Source organism: Vibrio campbellii CAIM 519 = NBRC 15631 = ATCC 25920 (genome assembly GCF_002163755.1).
GTDB lineage: Bacteria > Pseudomonadota > Gammaproteobacteria > Enterobacterales > Vibrionaceae > Vibrio > Vibrio campbellii.
Genome location: NZ_CP015864.1, coordinates 199774 through 213747, shown reverse-complemented (window position 1 = coordinate 213747; position 13974 = coordinate 199774). Strand labels below are relative to the sequence as shown.

12 protein-coding genes are annotated in these 13974 nt (G+C 44.1%); 7 read left to right on the top strand and 5 right to left on the bottom strand.

Annotated features, from left to right (window positions below):
• Window positions 1–213 precede the first annotated feature (213 nt).
• Window positions 214–2034, top strand: coding sequence for a putative bifunctional diguanylate cyclase/phosphodiesterase (locus A8140_RS16790; RefSeq protein WP_005533377.1), 1821 nt, complete (start codon window positions 214–216; stop codon window positions 2032–2034).
• A gap of 34 nt (window positions 2035–2068) precedes the next feature.
• On the opposite strand, the gene A8140_RS16785 is transcribed toward A8140_RS16790, so the two are convergent.
• Together A8140_RS16785 and A8140_RS16780 are read right to left on the bottom strand one after the other, a co-directional pair.
• Window positions 2069–3355 (bottom strand): peptidoglycan DD-metalloendopeptidase family protein, encoded by a 1287-nt coding sequence (locus A8140_RS16785; protein WP_033000312.1) that lies wholly within the window; start codon window positions 3353–3355, stop codon window positions 2069–2071.
• A gap of 123 nt (window positions 3356–3478) precedes the next feature.
• Complete coding sequence (locus A8140_RS16780) at window positions 3479–4108, bottom strand: hypothetical protein (RefSeq protein WP_005533375.1); 630 nt, start codon at window positions 4106–4108, stop codon at window positions 3479–3481.
• A 149-nt stretch (window positions 4109–4257) separates the two neighbouring features.
• On the opposite strand from A8140_RS16780, the gene A8140_RS16775 reads away from it, so the two are divergent.
• The 4 genes from A8140_RS16775 to A8140_RS16760 all read left to right on the top strand — a co-directional run bounded on the left by A8140_RS16775 (window position 4258) and on the right by A8140_RS16760 (window position 9684).
• The gene (locus A8140_RS16775) at window positions 4258–4659 is read left to right on the top strand and encodes a GFA family protein (protein ID WP_005533374.1); all 402 of its coding nucleotides are present in this window, start codon (window positions 4258–4260) and stop codon (window positions 4657–4659) included.
• Between the two features lie 180 nt (window positions 4660–4839).
• Window positions 4840–5511 carry a YoaK family protein gene (locus tag A8140_RS16770; RefSeq protein ID WP_033000310.1) on the top strand — a complete coding sequence of 224 codons (672 nt, stop codon included), beginning with the start codon at window positions 4840–4842 and terminating at the stop codon, window positions 5509–5511.
• A 470-nt stretch (window positions 5512–5981) separates the two neighbouring features.
• Complete coding sequence (locus A8140_RS16765; protein ID WP_005533370.1) at window positions 5982–7346, top strand: YjiH family protein; 1365 nt, start codon at window positions 5982–5984, stop codon at window positions 7344–7346.
• Window positions 7347–7812: 466 nt separating this feature from the next.
• On the top strand, window positions 7813–9684 hold the full coding sequence (locus tag A8140_RS16760; RefSeq protein ID WP_005533368.1) for a methyl-accepting chemotaxis protein: 1872 nt from the start codon (window positions 7813–7815) through the stop codon (window positions 9682–9684).
• A gap of 82 nt (window positions 9685–9766) precedes the next feature.
• Here the strand turns inward: A8140_RS16760 and A8140_RS16755 are convergent, their stop codons facing one another.
• From A8140_RS16755 to A8140_RS16745, 3 genes are all read right to left on the bottom strand, one after another.
• Window positions 9767–10078, bottom strand: coding sequence for a VPA0510 family protein (locus A8140_RS16755; RefSeq protein WP_005533367.1), 312 nt, complete (start codon window positions 10076–10078; stop codon window positions 9767–9769).
• A gap of 236 nt (window positions 10079–10314) precedes the next feature.
• Entirely contained in the window at window positions 10315–11472 is a 1158-nt protein-coding gene (locus A8140_RS16750) for an amino acid permease (RefSeq protein ID WP_005533365.1), read from the bottom strand.
• Window positions 11473–12254: 782 nt separating this feature from the next.
• A complete protein-coding gene (locus A8140_RS16745) occupies window positions 12255–12566 on the bottom strand; it encodes a hypothetical protein (RefSeq protein WP_005533363.1) in 312 nt (103 codons plus the stop codon).
• A gap of 140 nt (window positions 12567–12706) precedes the next feature.
• Between A8140_RS16745 and A8140_RS16740 the strand changes: the two genes are divergently transcribed.
• Both A8140_RS16740 and A8140_RS16735 read left to right on the top strand, forming a co-directional pair.
• Window positions 12707–13054, top strand: coding sequence for a helix-turn-helix domain-containing protein (locus A8140_RS16740; RefSeq protein ID WP_005425102.1), 348 nt, complete (start codon window positions 12707–12709; stop codon window positions 13052–13054).
• Between the two features lie 93 nt (window positions 13055–13147).
• Entirely contained in the window at window positions 13148–13846 is a 699-nt protein-coding gene (locus tag A8140_RS16735; RefSeq protein WP_033000308.1) for a hypothetical protein, read from the top strand.
• Window positions 13847–13974 lie beyond the last annotated feature (128 nt).

The following is a 13974-nucleotide window of genomic DNA, read 5'->3' as shown; positions in this document are numbered from 1 at the left end:
TGACTTAGAGCAATCGCTACCAACAAGACTACCACTTTTGTGAGAGTCTGATTCAGTCTTGCTAACCCATTAGTTGAAAGTTGCATTTCTTATGCAATTAGAGTTTGAAAAATTACACGAAGTAAACAATAGTTAACGTGATGCATATCTATTAAATGACAAAAGATCGTGCAAGTGATTCATAATAGAACTCAACGTCGGGTGAAGTATTTGATGACTCATGAACAAAAAAGTATCCAGTTACTTGATGAAATTCTGAAACTCAATGGCAGCGCTTTACTCGACAGAGTAACACTTGAGCTTCATCAGCAATTTCAAAGCTACTGTACTTGCGTAGTTGAGATAGCCCACCGACAACATTGTGTGGTGACGCTTTCTAACTCTAGCGGCGGAACCATTGCAGACAGTATGTGCTATGACTTAGCGGGCACACCGTGTGAGCAAGTCGCACAAGACATCAGTGAACTCATCCTCTATCAAGATGAAGTTTACAAGCTCTTTCCTGAAGACCAAATGTTTCAAGACCTCGGAATTCAGGCTTATATTGGACTCCCTTTAAAAACACATACAGGAGAAGTGCTGGGGATCTTAGTCTCAACATTTACCCACTCCATAAGTAAAACTGAAGCCGAAGAGGTTATCTTTCATCACCGTTTCTACGCCAACGTCATCATTCATAGTTTGCGAGAGAAATGGATCAGCGAACGCTCTGACAAGCTTCTCAACCAACTCAGTTATGAAGTTTCTCATGACAATCTAACTGGCCTACTCAATCGCAGTTGTTTAGCTGATACCTTAGAAACCTTAACACAACAGGCTACTCGTCCTTTTAGCCTTGCCTATCTAGATATTGATAATTTCAAATCGATTAACGACATCAACGGTAACTACATTGGTGACCAAATCATCAAGTTTACCGCGGACGCCATTCAACAAAGCTTAACATCCCAAAATAATGCCTTTCGTGTCGCAGGGGACGAGTTCGCCTTTATTACATATGACGAAGACCCTGTCGCAGTGTGTCAGGAAATTCTGGATAAAATCGAAGCTGGGTACTCAGACAAGTCCAACCGTATTTCCTTTACCGTTAGCATTGGTATCGCGCGAGCCCCCGTTCATATGCTCAATAGCGATGACTTGATACTAAATGCAAGTTTGGCTCTTAAGGATTGTAAAAAACACCGTGACACACGCATTCAGCATTATGACACGCACTTAAGTGCGCTATACCACCGCCAAACACAGCTGATTGAGGCACTACGAGAGCAACTTCGCTTAAGTATTGATGAGAACGAAGAACTGTACGTCGTGGTACAACCTATAGTAGATATTACCAGCGACCGCTGGGATTACTTTGAGATACTGGCTCGTTGGAATAGCAACGTATACGGAAACATTTCACCTGTTGAATTTATTGAAGCCGCAGAGCAATCTGGATTGATCATTGAGTTGGGTGAACGCATTGTTGAGCTAGCTTGTCGTGCAAAACAAGCGCTAGAGCGACAGCTGGGCTATAACGTCAAACTGTCAATTAACTGCTCAGCACATGAACTGGTCGACTCTAACCGTTATATGAACTTCTTGACTCGTATTCTAGAGAAATACGATCACCAAGCGACAGACTTTGTTATCGAGCTCACCGAAACCGTATTGTTGTCGCAAAGTGGCCGAGAACAGATGGTTCTGAACTCACTTCGTTATCTCGGGTTTAAAGTTGCACTGGATGATTTCGGTACCGGTTATTCTAGTTTGAACTACATCCATAGCTACCCTATCGACAGCATTAAAATCGATGCCACCTTTGTGCGAAATATGTTGGCGAACACCACGTCAGAACAAGTAGTGCTGCTCATTGCCCAATTAGCACAACTGTTAGAAGTCGATTTGATTGCTGAAGGGGTTGAAGACGACAGGGCCTTACAGAAATTGATAGAGATGGGTTGCCACCACATACAAGGCTATTTCTATTCAAGACCTCACAGCGTCAATGAGCTGGTTGGCATCATTAATGAAAAACAAATGAAGAGCGCATAAAAAAGACCAAACAGTGTTTGGTCTTTTTCGTATTTTATAGAACGGCTTTTTCTTTATCTTTTAACAGCTTGTCCATTTCATTACGGTTCGCAATGAAACTCGCCATTTCTTTCTTAGGCACTGAGCTTGCCATTGGGATCTTCGCGCGCATTGCGTTCACCGGACGGCCGTATTCGATCAACTCGTAGTGAAGGTGCGGACCAGTTACACGACCAGTCTTACCTGATAAGCCAATGCGTTGACCACGAGAGACCTTCTGCCCTTTCTTCACTAAGATCTTACTTAAGTGTAAGTAACGAGTTTTGTACTTACTACCATGCTCAATCACCACATAGTTACCTGCATACGGGTGTTTGCGAGTCATGATCACGGTACCATCACCCGTTGCCTCTACAGGTGTTCCTGTCGGTACCGCCCAGTCCGTACCGTTATGTGGTGCTACACGGCCCGTTACAGGGTGAAGGCGTTTAGGGTTGAATCCAGAACTGATGCGCCAGCCTCGGCTGACAGGGTAACGTTGGAAAGCACGCTGAAGGCTCTCACCTTTCGCATTGTAGAATTGACCGTCAGTGTGAAGGTAAGCGGTGACTTCACGACCACGGTTATAAATTTTGATTGCTTCTATTTCGTTCTTGCCAGTTGGCACACCATCAATACTTTGAGAGCGGCGAACCACTTCAAATCGGTCACCAGCGCGTAAATCTTTGCCGAAGTTCACTTGCTCTTTAAGTAAGTTAACCACTTGACTGATTTCTGCTGAGCTCAAGCCCAAACGATTTGCGGATGACGAGAAGCTACCTCGAATAACACCGACCAAAGGCTCTTGCGTCCAAACACCAGGAATTGAGATGTCTGAGAAATCGTAGCTGCCATCGTCATTACGATGGTAAACCACTTTATCTGCAATAGAGAATTGCAGTTCCATTTTTTCAAGTTCGCCCGTAGATTCATTGCGCCAAAAACGCAGTGTGTTACCAGGTTTCAAGGTATCAAGAGCAAGGAAGTTCAAATCCGTTTCCATCACTTTCATCAACGAGCTGTAGCCTAAGCCTAGTTGGCTGAAAATGGTACTCAGGTTATCACCTGCTTGGATTTGGTATTCAAAATTTGGTGGAGTGACAACTTCTGCTGTTGTCGCATCAAGAATATTGTCGACGACCTGCGATTCAGGCAGGTTCAGTGCGATGGTTTTGGTAAGGGAAGACTCTTTGAGAGAGTTGGAAACACCAATCGCAACTAATACTGGCAAGGAGTACAACAGTAGCGCTTTACGACTTGTCAGATTCGGCAACCGTCTTGTTGTAATTTCATTTGTAGACACGGGAATTACTATCTCCTTCATAACAAGGCTCATAGCTTATGCATTCCCGCATAAGAAATCACTAGTAAATTACGAGATCTAGCGCAGAAAACACTTATTTTTTACAGAAGACAAAAAAATTCATTACTGTTGCATATGTAGGTTATTGCCTACACGCTTAAGTGTCGTCGAATTCAATTGATTTGGTTGTTCTGCCATCGCTTGATTTTCGCCATGTTGAAGATAAGACAGAGAAATTTGCGTGTCACTTTCCCACTTCAAAGAAGACATTTGCATTCGGTCACCGATGAAAACACTGTTCAATAAAACAACTCGGCTTGGCACAGCATCAAATTTAAACAAACCGATATAGTAAAACGCGCCTGAGCCCTGTGTCGTTACGATAACTGGAGCCACAATCCATGGGGTTTCATTGATATCACGTTGAGCGATAAACTCGATTGGAACCAGTACTTCACCTTTGGTAGCACCTGCATCGTAGTGACCTTTCAAGAAGCCGTGCTCTTTATCCCATTGTTCAAGAAACGTAACAGCGCTCTGCTCAGGGACCTGAACCGTCCACGGGTTGCGTGACTGAATACCTAACACTTCCGCTACGATTGGATTTGATTGTGCCTGCACTTGAGGAAATTTCGCCATGATCTCATCGTCAGAAAGGCTAAAACGATAAATGCCCGCGATGATCACCACCACTAATAGAACGATTGGGATCAAAAGAATGAGGGGGATGGGTAGGATTCTCTTACGAGCCATGAAGACTTCCTTGTGTTCTTGTTCTCTTGTCTATGTTCGGAGTATATACCAATTCACCGACCAAGACTTCAACACCTGACCGCTCATTTTGACTCAAGTGTTTCAAAATTAAACTAAACTATTTGTTGGGCAACCAATAGGTAATAACGATGACAAAAATCACCCACACATGTGAATGTGCCTGTGGCTTAGTCCAACTGCGTTGCACGGCGGAGCCCATTCGCACATCCATTTGCCACTGTTTTGAATGCCAAAAGCGAACCGGAAGCGTATTCGGCGTTCAAGCTCGATTTAACAAAAACCAAGTCATCCTAGATGGTGACATCACCAGTTACACTCGTATTGCTGATTCAGGTAATCACGTTCAATATGACTTCTGCCAGGCATGCGGCACAACCATGCGCTTACAGTTATCGGACGCTCCCGATTATGCAATCATTCCTATGGGACTGTTTAATAACAAAGAGTTTCCAGAACCCACGGTTTCTATCTATGAACAAAGGAAGCATGGTTGGGTAAGCTTTGATTGTACGATGGAACACGTAGGTTGAGTGACAACACCATATTCAGAATACAAACATGCGACATGTCTCTCTTGCTTAAAGTTTGAGAACATCATTCAACAAAAGTTGAGATTTTATTGAGAATGATCAACCGAGTACTGGGAGAAAGACTTTCGTTCCGCGCCACGAGCGCTATAATCTGCTCCTAACATTTGGTGAGGTTTTATTGTGATTTCCAGACTTCCTCGTTGGGTGGAATATGGCGCCTTTCTGCTTGCTCTCCTAGCAGGCTGCGTCAATGCCGTAGGTCTTCTCGGCTTTCAACATCAAGCGATAACGCATCTTTCCGGAACCGTAACTCAGCTAGGGAATAGCTTACTAACAGGTGTGGACTCAACCATCCACCTGCTTTTTATTGCATTCAGCTTTTTGATTGGCTCTGCGTTTAGCGGATTCTTTATCGAAAGTAGCGCTCTAAAGCTCGGCCGCCGCTATGGTGTGGCACTATGTATCGAAGGTAGCTTACTACTTTTGAGCTTGGGCTTTTTAGTACAAGGTAACGTGTATGGTCAGTACCTTGCCTCTGCAGCTTGTGGTTTGCAGAATTCGATGATCACCACCTTCAGCGGTGCCGTTGTAAGGACGACACACATGACCGGCATCATTACCGACCTAGGTATCATGATTGGAGAAAGCTTACGTGGACGTCAATTCGACCGACGTAAAGCTAAACTGTTTATCTTCATTTTCTTTGGCTTCTTACTCGGTGGTACGGTTGGTGCTGGTTTGTTTAACGTTTTTGAACTGTATGCGTTAGCCTTCCCTGCGCTTCTCGCTTTCGTTATCGCTATCGCATACTGGGGCTACCTCTACCTACAGAGCCGCCATCAACCAGTCTAGCTTTTATCTGACGGTTTAGGCATTTTACTTAAGCCGTCACTCTCTTCGCTTTCTTCACTCTTCATATCCATTAAACGAACGCCATCAAATGGGCTGATTTAGCTTTTTGTTCTTTATTCCCCTATAAACTGTGGAACTACTGACAGAAAAGCCCGCTTTTAGCTTGAGATCCGAATCACATTTGCTAGGTTTTTTATTGCTTTGGTCACACTGTGTCGCTTAACAGTCTGCTCAGAGAGGCTTGCGTGCTACAATTTTCTAACACGAGCAACAATTTCATATACAAGATTCTAGTTTTGATTCAATTGACCGAAAAAACGGCTGAATAACTAGATGTATTTAATGAATAGTATTGCAAAGGATGCAGTTTGCGGGTAATCTCCGCACACTGTGATTAAATACGGATGTTTAGTGAATATTTATGTCATGGAATATGGCGAGTATTGACTAGTAGTAACACGAGACAAACAATGCATAACAACACTAATGCTGCTGAAGCGCCTAAGGGCAACTTTTGGATGTTCTTCATCCCATCCCTGATTGGTCTTCTACTCTTCATGGCACCTATTTCTTACGATGGTGGCCTGACCATTCCTGTTGCGGTTATGGCAAAAGTCATTCCTGCAGTTCTTGGCGATACTTTAATTGCTATCGTTACCGCTATTATTGCTTTCATGGCCGTTGCTTCTGTTCTTTGCAAAATTTTTAAGCCAGCGGCAATTCTGCGTAACGGTTTCCTGAACGGCCTATTTAATCCATCACCATTGTGGCTTATGGTTCGCTTAATCGGTGGTGCTGCAGTACTGATGACTTTCTTCCAAGTTGGACCAAAAGCCATTTGGGAAGAGAACACTGGTGGCCTAGTGCTTACTGGTCTTCTACCAACGCTGTTTGCGGTATTCATTTTTGCTGGTCTATTGCTGCCGCTACTGCTTAACTTCGGTCTACTAGAATTGTTTGGTGCGCTGCTAAGTAAGGTGATGCGCCCGGTATTTAACCTACCAGGTCGTAGTGCGATCGACTGTATGGCTTCTTGGTTAGGTGATGGCAGCGTGGGTATTCTGCTTACCAGCAAGCAGTACGAAAATAACTTCTACACTCAACGTGAAGCGGCTGTCGTCGGTACAACTTTCTCTGCTGTATCTATTACCTTTAGCTTAGTTGTCATCGCACAAGTTCAATTAGAACACCTATTCCTACCTTTCTACGGCGCTATCTGTCTAGCGGGTATTGTTGCGGCGATTATTATTCCTCGCTTACCACCGCTAAGCCTGAAGAAAGACCGCTACATCGATGGCAGCGCACCTAAAAAAGATGCAGATGCAGTACCTGCTGGTCACACGACTTTCTCATGGGGTATGGACCTTGCTCTAAAACGCGCAGGCCAAGTAACTTCTGTACAGTCAGTATTTAAAGAAGGCGTACATAACGCTATCGACATGGTGTTTGGTGTACTACCTGTCGTTATGGGCTTGGGTACAGTGGCACTAGTGATTGCAGAATACACTTCAGTATTCGAAATCCTAGGTCAACCATTTATCCCTTACCTAGAATTGCTACAAATCCCTGAAGCTGCTGCAGCGTCTCAAACTATCGTTGTGGGCTTTGCTGATATGTTCATCCCAGCAATCCTAGCGGCTTCTATCGATAACGAAATGACTCGCTTTGTGATTGCGGCAATGTCTGTAACACAGCTAATTTACATGTCAGAAGTGGGCGCACTGCTTCTTGGTAGTAAGATTCCAGTTAACATCGTAGAGCTGTTCGTTATCTTCATTCTACGTACGCTGATTACACTTCCAGTTATTGCTGGTGTAGCTCATTTGATTTTCTAAAATCGAGCAATTTTAAAAGGCTCCGCTCTGTCGGGGCCTTTTTTGTATCTAAAGACTTTCTGTTACATTTCACGCCATTTTTATCACACCTCTCGTTATTTACTCAGCTTTCTGATAGCTTCACTTTTAACGCATAACTTATAAATATAACCTTAAATTCATTAGTTTAAATTGAAGAAAAGCGACAACTAAGACTTTTTTATATAAGGCTCGATGATACTATTCTTATGTTTTTAACAGCTTGATAACGAAGTTCAACAAATAAGATCAATCTCACAACTTTATAAAACAACTCGTCTTTTGTTCGCATTTTGATAACCAAAGTCGAAATTAACCTTCAGGTTTCTGATTAATCTGTCGATAAAAAAATAACAAACACAATAGTGTGTTCACTTCTGCCGAATGTACCCAACAAATAAGAGGTACAAGCAGAGTAAACCAGCCGGGAGACTCGAGAGGAAAAAATATGAAATTCAGACATAAGGTTGTCACCGCCTCTTCTATTTTATTGCTTGTGACTGTGGCGTTGCTGTCGACACAACAAGTTATGACCATCCATTCACAGATCGAAGAAAACATCGATACCAGCGTGAGTGAGATCCTATCCAGTGTGGGGGACACGGTAGAATCGGAATTGAACGCTAAGAAAGAACTCGCTCAATCCATGACTGAGATTCTTGAAATTAACCCAAGCGACCACGATTACGTGAAAGATGTGCTAGAGAAACCAATGCCAAAATCAAGCTTCTTGGCCATAGGTTATGCTTACGACAGCAACGGATTCGTGATTGAGAACGACGACGGTTGGGAAGCCGGCCCTGATTACGATCCTCGTGTTCGCCCTTGGTTTGTATCAGCAAAAGCAGAAAACAAGCTTGTTGTCACCGCTCCTTACGTGGATGCTTCTTCTAAGAAAGTGATCATCTCTATCGGTACTCCAGTGCGCGAAGCTGGCCAGTTTCTCGCAGCCATGTTTTACGATATGGAGCTAACCACCCTTTCTGACTTGGTTAACCAAGTAAACCTATTTGATGCGGGTTACCTTTTCCTTGTAACGGCAGATGGCACGACGATCGCGCACCCAGAAGCCAAATACAACGGCGAGAAACTATCAAGCTACCTACCACAAGTAGAGCTAGCACCAGGAGCTCAACACATAGAGATGAACGGCGACAAATTCATGGTCAGCCTAACCCACATTCCAAGTGAAAACTGGTATGTAGGTGCAATTGTTGATGAGAGCATTGCGTATGCTGCAGTAGGTAAGCTGCGTAATAGCGCAATCATCTACTCATTGATTGCTGTGATTGCCTCTATTATCGCGCTGACTATCCTTATCCGTACATTGATGCGCCCTCTTGATGAGCTAAACACCGCAATCCAAGCTGTAGCATCAGGCAAAGGCGATTTGACGCAGCGCTTGGATACCAACACAGATCAAGAATTCGCTGAGCTGGCAAAAGGTTTCAACACCTTTATGGAGAACTTGCAGCATCAAATCATCGAATCGAAGAGCATTTCCGACCAGATCCTAAGTGGTACGCAAATTACCGCTGAAGGCGCTCGTGATTCTGCTTCTGCAATTCAAACTCAGCTGCAAGAGCTTGAACAGTTGGCGACAGCAATGCACGAGATGTCGGTAACGGCAACAGAGGTTGCCAACAACGCACAAGGTGCAGCAAGTGCAGCGAAAGAAGCGGACGAAGCGACAGTGCAAGGTTCTTCTATCGTGAGTGAATCTACAGAGACGATTAACCTGCTTTCAGACAGCATCGATCAAGCAGTTGAGGAAGTGCAAGGTCTTGAGTCAGCAACGGCAAATATCGAAACGATTCTAAAAGTAATCAACGACATCGCAGACCAAACTAACCTACTGGCACTGAACGCAGCAATCGAGGCAGCCCGTGCGGGAGAATCTGGTCGTGGCTTTGCCGTTGTAGCGGATGAAGTTCGTACACTGGCGCAACGTACTCAAGAATCTACTACAGAAATCCGTAGCATGATTGAGCAGCTTCAATCTGGTGCTTCTTCTGTTGCAAGTGCTATGCACCAGAGCAAAGGCAGTGCAGTCGAAGCGGTAGAGAAAGCAGAGCACGCCAATGACGCTCTACAACGTATCCGCGATGCGATTCAACGTATCTCTGATATGAACCTACAAATTGCGTCAGCAGCAGAAGAACAAAGCTTGGTAGCAGAAGAAATCAACAACAACACGGTTAACATTAAAGATCTGTCGACCCAAGTTGCTGATTCAGCGAACCGCACCAACGATGCAATGCAAGCCCAACATGAAGACGTTCGTAAACAAGACGAGATTCTAAACCGCTTTACGGTCTAACGTCTCCTCTATTACCCCAGAACAAACTTCATCACCCAACAAGTAAAACAGCGAGCCAAAGTGCTCGCTGTTTTTTGTTTGCTTACAAAACCACATGTATATAGCGATCTTTCGAGCGCTTGTAATAAAAGTCATCCACTTTTAGGTAGGTAAAATTGCCAATCTGAATATAGGTGCTACGTGGTGGAATGTGTTTGTAATGGTAGTAGTTATGCTTCGGTCGCTTGTGCTTAACCACCACCACCTTTTTGTGTTTATGCTTGTGATGATGGTGGTGATGCCCGTGATGATGTCCGTGCTTGTGGTGATGTTTTGGATGTGCAGCGACTTCAGCGCTAAACATCCCCAAAGAAAACATCATCCCAACGATCGTGAAAAAAAATCGCTTCGACACTCGGCTCTCCTTTACTCTATTACTTATTGCTTATCATAAAGAGAGAACTCGCTAGCCATGTCAGATGCTCGCGGCTGTTTCACCGCCAAGTAAAATATCATCAAGGTTTATCAGGCAATAGTCAGACCATACACAGCGCTGATACAGAACTAACAATTCGGCGCAAAAAAGCCGCTTGTCCAGTTTAGGGCAAGCGGCTTTCTACAAGTCAGTTATTGTGTATTGGCCGAGACGGTTTACACCGCTTGAGCAAACAGCAAGAAACAACCGAATAAGAAGATCATGCTCATGCCCATTGCGCCTCCACCTGCTTCATACACGTTGTTGTCTTCCACTGGCACGCGACGTACTTTCATTGTCATCGATAGCGGAACGAATATCGCTAGGAACACAAGGATGATACCTGCGTAGCTAAGAATCGCTAAGAAGTGTTCTGGAGCAAACACCGCGCCAAGTAACGGCAGAATAAACGTTGCCACAAATACAACAGGCTTACTTGATTTCAGAAGATCCGCGTTTTGATCGTACAACGCCATTGCCACACCCAAGAAAGACGTTAGCAGTGCTAAACCGGTAAACATAGACAGGATGAACTCAAGACCTGTGTACTGCTGACCAAGAACAGAGATCAACTCAGACACGTTTGAAAATTGGATAAGTTCGTGTGGTGGCAAGTTACCTACGACTGCAAACAACCACAGTAGGTAACACACAAGCGGAATCGTCGAGCCGACGATGATCATATTGCGCAGTTGGTTCTTACTCGCTTCTTTGTTGTAAGTTACCAAAGAAGGGATCACCACCATAAAGCCAAAGCTTGTGAACAGAACTGAGCTTTGTTTGATCAGCGCCATTTTGTCTGCGTTCACGACTTCACTTAGGCCCCCAAACGAGACATTTGGCGCAAGAGAGAATAACGTCAGAACAAGTGCAACAATCATACCGATGAATAAGCCACGGTTTAGTTTATCAACCACGCCAGTACCCGCAGATACGATAAGGCCAACCAGAACGGTAAAGCCAACTTGGCTAGAAATGGTAGAAAGTGGTAGGCCAACTGATGAGGTCACTTTTTGTACCAAGTCGCCAGCACCAATGATATAAGCCATCAGAAGACAAACAAGCAGTGCGTACAACAAACCGTTAGTAACAAGCTGACCGCCTTTACCGAGAGTTTCACGAGCGATTGCGTTCATGCTGACGCCACCACCTACTTTGCAGCTTGCTTCCAATAAAAGCAGTGCAGCATAAGTGGTACCCGCCCAGATGAACAGCATAAGAAGAGTGCCCCACAGGGGGCCGAATTGAGCAAGCACCATTGGTATGGCAAGCATACCAGCGCCAAGAGCAGTGCCTGCAACGATCAGGGAACTGCCGAAAAGTTTTAGGTTCACAGTTAATACCTCTAAAATTTGATCCGTTTTATTGTGACTTATCGTGCTTTTGGTTCGTAGCACTACCAACAGAAATGCCCTACCTTGCTACCAATGAATTCGGTATAATACCGCAATTCGGGATGAAGGAAAACTAAACTCGAGATGGATCTATCCTGTCTGAGACTGTCAAAGATGTAGGGAATCACTTCCGGACAGAGTTCGATTAACGGAACGTCTCATTCTGGGTTCGAAGCAAAATCAGCGCATCCTTTTTCGTCAATCCCATTCTCTGCTGAATGGATTTGGTTCGGGGAGATTGTAAGGCATAAATAGGACGATTGAAAAGCAAAAGCTCTTTCTTATAGCCATATATTTTAACAAAAGTAAGTTAATGCAACAGATATGTTGCAAAACAGCCAATTATTTAGCCTTTTGTTGTTATAAAGTATAAGAAGTGAGCTTTGGTGCTCAGTTTTTTGAGGTGTACATAAAAATGTACACTCTATCGAAAGGTGTTAGAAACCTGGAGCATAGCCTAGATTCATCAATATCGTTATTATTCGCCCCGTACCGACACGTTTCGGTTCACATACCTCTAAACACTGATTTACGGTTCGAAAACTTAGGTAAATGAGTGTTCCGAATGCTGGGTGTGGTTCCCCAGCATTTGAATCCTTCCTTTTATTGATTTCTAGCACTTGGATTTAGCGCAATTGATATTGCGGGATTTCGTTCGTCTGTAATTAAGTTCAACGTTTGTTTCAATAAGGTTTGCTTCAATAAGTCCATGTTTCAAAGCATCATAGCTCTTTGTCTAGTGCGTCGATGATGTAAGTTAATGCCGCTATGCCCATGTCTGAAACTAAACGCTCCATCGAACTTAGGTTCTCATAGGTTTGATCCAACTCTGCTTGATCAATATAACCTCGATGTAAAAACAGCTCTTTGTACTTCATTAATCGTTTCTGTGATTCACGAGTTAACCAAGTGACGTCCAGCCGAATATCGCGACTGCGATTACGAATTTCAGCAAGCAGTTGTTCTAAAACGCGTTGCATTTTGCGAACATCTACCTCGCCAGAAATTGATTTATAAATCTGATATTTTTCCATTTTATGAAACTAACTGAAATTACGTAAATTTTTTGTGGAACGTCATTCTTATCGCTATCTCAATTTGGGTAAATACGAGGTGGCTAAACTGGTCCGGTTATTGCGTGGTTAAGGACAAAACTGTCCTTTAAGGAGTGCCAATGCAAGTAGACCCATTAATTGAAGTCCTTATAAAGCGACGCAAAATGAAAGGCGTCTCACGCGAGCAAATGGCTAAAGTCGCAGGAATGAGCGAAAAGACTTATCAAAGAATTGAGAGAGGCGAGTCGGATTTAAAGCTTTCGCAATATCGTTCCATATTACGTGCTCTCAACCTGACCGATTTAGATATTGCCCTTGATGCCAGAGGCGTCGGGAATATCTCCGCAAATGATGTTGCTTCAGCAGCACGACTGCTATCACCAGAGGCGCAATCCATGCTGACAAAACTCATTTTCTTGGTGCTAGAGCAGAAAACCAACGAAGGCAAAAGCCTCAAAAAAACATAAAATCGTGACCTAGACTCCCATCTCAAACAACGTTATGGTGAGCTGAACTTACTTATTACCGCTTCGAGACTCCAAACGGTGGAGGAAGGCATTATGAGAAGCATCTGGGTCATAACATCCGCTATTCTCTGGCTGTGTGCGCCTACAGTCGTGTCTGCGCAAGAACAAATGAAGCCAACCGTAAAACCGATCACCCAACCGGGAGATAAACACGATTTACATTCCGTCAATCGCCCTTATAGGCCAATCAAGCCGCCCTACTATCATCGACCGCCGTATAGCATGAGACCTCCGCGTTATCATTCGTCATTCATCTATGTGAGGCCAGGGTACTGGTATCCGCCTTATCGCGGGCGTTACTATTATTATCACAGTGATTTAGTGGGCATTGCGACCTTCGCCGTTTTCGCTGGCGTCACCTATGCCATCGTTCATGATTCCTATTACCATCGTGATGGTGTCCGCTATGTGTATGTTCGTTATCCACCAAGCGGTAACTACACCATTTTACGTGATAACCGTGTAGGGACTTCTTCGGCGGTAAGTGATGCTTCGGCGTCGAGGCAAACCGTCGCGCCACCAATAAGATCAAAGACTGCAAAAGTGCATCAAAAACCACCAGTGCCGAAACCAGAGCCAAGTCCTTACAAAATCGGTGAAATCGTAGACTCCTTGCCTCACACTAAAGAAACTGTGGTCGTCAACGGACAGAGCTATTTCAAATACAAGAATACTTGGTTTGCACCACTTAGAGCCGAACGCAAGTTTGTTGTGGTGGAATCACCGCTGTAGTGCTTTACTTAATTACCCTGAACGAATAAATTCACAGAACGCGGGTTGTGTTTCTTAGTCGATACTCGTTTGGTTCTTAGCTTCTCAATAGAGCGCTTCGAACTCAGTGTCCTTCCTTACCTCTCAGA

Excerpts from the sequence above, each read along its gene's own strand:
- A8140_RS16780 (WP_005533375.1), bottom strand. The coding sequence starts at position 4,108 with ATGGCTCGTAAGAGAATCCTACCCATCCCCCTCATTCTTTTGATCCCA.
- A8140_RS16765 (WP_005533370.1), top strand. The coding sequence starts at position 5,982 with ATGCATAACAACACTAATGCTGCTGAAGCGCCTAAGGGCAACTTTTGG.
- A8140_RS16735 (WP_033000308.1), top strand. The coding sequence starts at position 13,148 with ATGAGAAGCATCTGGGTCATAACATCCGCTATTCTCTGGCTGTGTGCG.
- A8140_RS16745 (WP_005533363.1), bottom strand. The coding sequence starts at position 12,566 with ATGGAAAAATATCAGATTTATAAATCAATTTCTGGCGAGGTAGATGTT.
- A8140_RS16740 (WP_005425102.1), top strand. The coding sequence starts at position 12,707 with ATGCAAGTAGACCCATTAATTGAAGTCCTTATAAAGCGACGCAAAATG.
- A8140_RS16760 (WP_005533368.1), top strand. The coding sequence starts at position 7,813 with ATGAAATTCAGACATAAGGTTGTCACCGCCTCTTCTATTTTATTGCTT.
- A8140_RS16790 (WP_005533377.1), top strand. The coding sequence starts at position 214 with ATGACTCATGAACAAAAAAGTATCCAGTTACTTGATGAAATTCTGAAA.
- A8140_RS16775 (WP_005533374.1), top strand. The coding sequence starts at position 4,258 with ATGACAAAAATCACCCACACATGTGAATGTGCCTGTGGCTTAGTCCAA.